The organism is uncultured Gimesia sp. (assembly GCF_937919775.1).
In the GTDB taxonomy this organism is placed as follows: domain Bacteria; phylum Planctomycetota; class Planctomycetia; order Planctomycetales; family Planctomycetaceae; genus Gimesia.
The window spans coordinates 1-4,742 of record NZ_CALFPF010000245.1; the positions used below are offsets into that span (position 1 = coordinate 1).

The 4,742-nt window shown below is 51.0% G+C and carries 5 protein-coding genes; 3 read left to right on the plus strand and 2 right to left on the minus strand.

Features of this window, described 5'->3' with window-relative positions; all coding sequences use genetic code 11:
• Window positions 1–117: 117 nt before the first annotated feature.
• Window positions 118–621 (minus strand): hypothetical protein, encoded by a 504-nt coding sequence (locus tag Q0294_RS06510; protein ID WP_299462166.1) that lies wholly within the window; start codon window positions 619–621, stop codon window positions 118–120.
• Between the two features lie 362 nt (window positions 622–983).
• Here Q0294_RS06510 and Q0294_RS06515 point away from each other — a divergent pair, with 362 nt between their 5' ends.
• The 3 genes from Q0294_RS06515 to Q0294_RS06525 all read left to right on the plus strand — a co-directional run bounded on the left by Q0294_RS06515 (window position 984) and on the right by Q0294_RS06525 (window position 4,319).
• Window positions 984–1,370, plus strand: a complete 387-nt coding sequence (locus tag Q0294_RS06515; protein ID WP_299462169.1) for a hypothetical protein — start codon at window positions 984–986, stop codon at window positions 1,368–1,370.
• A gap of 79 nt (window positions 1,371–1,449) precedes the next feature.
• Entirely contained in the window at window positions 1,450–2,493 is a 1,044-nt protein-coding gene (locus tag Q0294_RS06520) for a DUF1559 domain-containing protein (RefSeq protein WP_299462172.1), read from the plus strand.
• 665 nt (window positions 2,494–3,158) lie between these two features.
• The gene (locus Q0294_RS06525) at window positions 3,159–4,319 is read left to right on the plus strand and encodes a prenyltransferase/squalene oxidase repeat-containing protein (protein ID WP_299462174.1); all 1,161 of its coding nucleotides are present in this window, start codon (window positions 3,159–3,161) and stop codon (window positions 4,317–4,319) included.
• A 4-nt stretch (window positions 4,320–4,323) separates the two neighbouring features.
• Here Q0294_RS06525 and Q0294_RS06530 read toward each other — a convergent pair.
• On the minus strand, window positions 4,324–4,742 hold a 419-nt coding region (locus tag Q0294_RS06530; RefSeq protein WP_299462177.1), incomplete at its 5' end, for a hypothetical protein.

Consider the following 4,742-nt stretch of genomic DNA (forward strand, 5'->3'; position numbering starts at 1 on the left):
TCTGAGGAGGAACAACATGAGCAAGCAGCAGTCGAATTCAAAATCTAAACCCAAAGTTACACGGCGAACCTTTACTGATGAGAAGATAAAAAGGGGGGAAGTATTTTGTGTCCGCGGCTACTGTTTTGCTTCGCCGATGGGGGCTTGTTCTCCGGTGGCGAGATCGACTCCGGACCAGGCCTTGGCCTGTTCGCCGAAGACATAGAGCTGCACTCCCGCTTCGGTTTTGACGTAAACTGTGATCAGGTTATCGCCGACCGAAAAGCTGATTTTGCAGTCTTGCGGTAATCTCAATTTGGCCCAGAGGCCGGTTTTGGCTGAGTAGGCATGGAGTTCCTGACCGATCTGACAGGCTGCCAGTGTGTTCGAGACGATCGGCTGAATCTTGAGTAAGGGGATCGATGATTGCTCGATGGCAATCTCGGTGTCGCTCCAGGAGTTCGTGAGGGTGCTGTAAGCCATGAGTTTATTACGGGACTGGGGGACGAGGAAAATCAGGCCCTGGCTTTGGACCAGAACTGGCTCCACGTTATTTGGCTGTGTTGAGTCTTGACCCACGGCGATCGTTGCGCTGGTGCTGATCAGTGTGATTACCAGTAGACGTTGCAGGAGCGTTTGCATGGTCGGATTCCTTTTTTGTCAAGAATTGACGCCGTCGAACGAAGGGGATTTGAATCTGATTGTATCGTAACGTGTTACGGGGGGCGGGTAAAATAATTTTGCGGTCTCGGTGAGCAACTGCCGACAGAAACGTCTGTAATGATAGAGAAAACAAAAACTGTGCAATAAGAAATTATTTTCTTGCTTTTTTGTGTGAGGCTCTAGATACTAGCTGTGTCTTATCTTAATGGGATCTTAACATTAAGTCGCGCTCTGCAAAAAAAGACGTTTTCCTCATTTCTCTTGAATCTACTCGATTTTGCCGGTTTCTCCACTCAATTCTGATGTGGTTTTGCGCTGCGCAGTCGTATGAAAGGAAAACCGTGACACGTTTGATGTCGGCAGCGGCTTTTGCAGTGATGGTTGTCATAGGCGTGGGGTGCAGTGAGCGTGCCCCGGATATGCCCGAACTGGGGCAGGTTCATGGGGCCGTTACTCTGGACGGTAAACCCCTCCCCGGCGTGAGCCTCTTATTCGAACCCGAGCAGGGGCGAACCTCGACGGCCAAAGCGAATCCCGAGGGGGTTTACGAAGCGCTGTATCTGATTGATGAAAAGGGGGTCAAGCTCGGCCCGTGCAGCGTCCGGGTTGAATGGGGGATTGACGAATCCGGACCAGCGATCCCTGCAAAGTACGGCTCCAAAAGTGAACTGAAACTGGAGGTGAAACCAGGCGATAACATATTCGATATTGAAATGAAGTCTAAGTAAAAACCCGCTATGACGAGCCTTCGTCTATTTTTATGCGCGCTTGATATTTTTTATGTTAATTACTCTCAGGAGAGTCGGGATGAAAAAAAATCGGACAAATCATACGCGTGGGTTCACGCTGATTGAATTATTAGTTGTGATTGCGATCATTGCCATTCTGATTGCGCTGCTGTTACCGGCCGTACAACAGGCGCGCGAGGCCGCCCGCCGGTCGCAGTGTAAGAACAGCATGAAACAGATCGGCCTGGCCATGCATAATTACCATGATGCCTTTAACACGCTTCCGCCGGGTTATATCACCAAAACGCCGTGCAGTTCTGCAGCGCTCTGGTCCGGATGTAATCAGGGGGAACTCGGGGTTTACGGCTGGGCAACGTTCCTGCTGCCTTATATCGATCAGGCTCCGTTGTACAATTTACTCAATGCGGGAAGTGTGACGCTGGATCAAAATCTGGCGAATGCGACCGTGCGTCAAGCGTTGCAGTCGCCGATGCCCGTTTTTCTCTGTCCTTCTGATCCGGGGCCGAACCTGAATGATTTTGCGTCGGCTTCCGATAACTATGACTTCAATGTGACCGACGGCACCACTGCCTACCAGATCGCCCGGTCGGATTATGTGATGATGGCAAATGCCTGGGACAGTACCACGCCTCCCGTGTATGCGATTTCGTATGGTCCGGCTCATGGGGTTGGTTATGCGAACTCGAGTATCCGTTTTCGCGATATCTTAGACGGAAGCAGTAACACGATCCTCGTCGGCGAAAGAGCCTATATTTACAAGGGGGCGAACAAGATTGGTGGCGCCAACGTGATCGGGTTTTCGGCGTCCAACAATGTGCAGAGCAGCAGTTATGCCCGGAAGGGGAACGGGATGGCTGTGCTTGGTCTGACCTATAATGGGATCAATGCGGTTGCGGGGGCCGAGCATGACGTGCGCGGTTTCAGCAGCAACCATGTCGGCGGCGCCCATTTCGTGTTCTGCGATGGTTCGGTTCACTTTCTCAGCGAGAACATCGACTATAAGAGAGGGACTGTTTCCGTGGCGACCCATGTGCAGGATATCGATTCGACGTTTCAGCGACTTGCCGTGCGTGATGATGGACAGGTTGTAGGTGAATTCTAAAAACGGCTGTGGCGTTCGCTCGAAGGAGTCCGGTTCAGACCCGTCTTCCAGCCAGCTGGTTGGGAGACGGTGGCTGAGTTCGAAGGTCGACTGATCAGTTGAGTCTCTCTGCGGGGAGATTCGAATTTACCGGGCCGTCTCTTCTGGTAAAATACCCGAGTGCGGGTGTGCCGTTAAAAAGGTGACACCTTTTCAACCCCTTTCACTTTTTAACACCGCTTCATTTCGTTTCACAGATCGGCTGACGCTGGTTTTTGATGGCACATTTAAGCGCATTTAATGTCGCAATGTCTTATTCTGTGTTTTGTTGCAAGTGCAAATATCATAGTAGCTTACAGCGGAAGTGAAATTTTATTTATGCGCGGATGAGAGAACTCGTTTTTTGTAACTTCCTGCCGGGTAAGGAATTAGGAATCAGCTGTGATTTTTCATTTTCTTGATTCACGCATAACCGTGAATTGAGGGGGAAATGCCGTTTGAGAATTGCGGAAACAGAGATTTCATTATGTGTTACCCGGGAACGATTGTCTGGTGGCGGCGTCATTTTTCTGTTTTGAGTGGTGGAATGGAATACATGTAGATATGCTGATTCATTGCGCTGCTGCATTGCAGAGAGCAGAAGCTTCAGGTCAACCGAGTCAGAACTTTTTCAGGGAGCCACGTTGATGGGCCGTTTCAGAGTCGTATCGTTTGGCGTGGTGACTTGTGTCTGTTGTTCATGGGCGATGGCTCAGACGCCGGAAACGAAAGAGCAGAAATATCAGTATCATTATGAGCAGATCGCGATTCCTGAAGCGACTGCTGACGAGCCGATTCGCAAAGAGTTTTCGCTGGAGCTGGCGGACCGTTATCTGGAGCAGGGGTCGGTTGCCTGGACGAAGCAGCGGAAATGTGTGAGCTGTCATACGAATGGTCTGTATCTATTTTCCCGTCCTGAACTGACGCTGGAACTGGGGCCGCCTTCGATTGAAAATCGTGACTTTTTTGTCTCGGAGTTACGAAAAATGAAAACGCTGGATCAGGAAAAACTGCTCAGCGGCATTCGACCGACGCAGGTGGCTTATATCGCAGCCGGGCTGGCGGAGTGGGATCGACATGTCAGCAAAAAAGTATCGCCCGAGACCGATGAAGCACTGCGGTTTATGTTGAGCCTGCAGGCGCAAGACGGGAGTTGGGGAAATCTGGATTGCTGGCCTCCGTTTGAGTCGAGCAACTTTCAGGGGGCTACGGTCGCAGCGCGGGCACTTGCCTCTGCGCCAGGCTGGCTGGAAAACCTGAAAGAGGAACCCCTGCAAGCGGGCGTGGATCGGCTCAAAGCCTATTTGCAGAAGACCGAGCCCGCGCACGATTATGGTCGTTTGATTTTATTGTGGACGGCGGCTCAATATCCGGATCTGCTCAGTGCAGAGAAGAAGCAGGCCTTGATTGAGATGGTCCGGAAACAGCAGTTGCCCGATGGTGGCTGGTCGATTCGAACTTTTGCAGCTCCGGAAGCGTGGGGACGTGGTAATCGTGCAGAGAAGTTACGCGAAGAACCCGAGTTTGATCAAAAGGGGAATGTCTGGAAGAATCCGACCAGCGACGGCCACCAGACCGGGCTGGCGATTATTGTCTTACGTGAAAGTGGCGTGCCCGCTGATGATCCGCAGATTCAAAAGGGAATTCAGTGGTTGCTGACACATCAACGTGAGTCGGGCCGCTGGTGGACCCGGTCGCTCAATACCGATCGCTGGCATTTTATTACTTACAGCGGGACGTTTTATCCTCTGGTGGCACTTAAAAAATGCGATGTACTGCCACACTTGAAGCAGACGACGGCGCGATAACAGTCTACGGTTTCGGGCTTGCCGGCGGCTGGCTCGCTTGCCATTTTTTGAACTGGGGAGATGCTGTGAACTTATCAAAGTTTTCCAGTTCGCTGAGATCGAGGTCTTCGTAGGCGAAACCGAACTTGGTGTTTAATGTATCCAGGTATTTGATGGTTTCATCGAAGTTATTTTGCATTACGGAAATATTGATCAGGTTCAGATAGGGGTGCAGCAGGTTCGGTTCAATTTCGGTTGCTTTGCCGGCGTATTTACCGGCTAAGTTAATGTCTCCTGTTTCGATCAGGATTCCTGCACGCAGGGAGTAAAGAAAGGGGTCAACGGTTTTGAGCGCGGCAGTCAAATGATCAAGAGATTCCAGTGCCTGCTTGTAGTCTTTCATCAAAGTGAAGTAATCGACACTTAACAGTTCTGGAGCAGGAT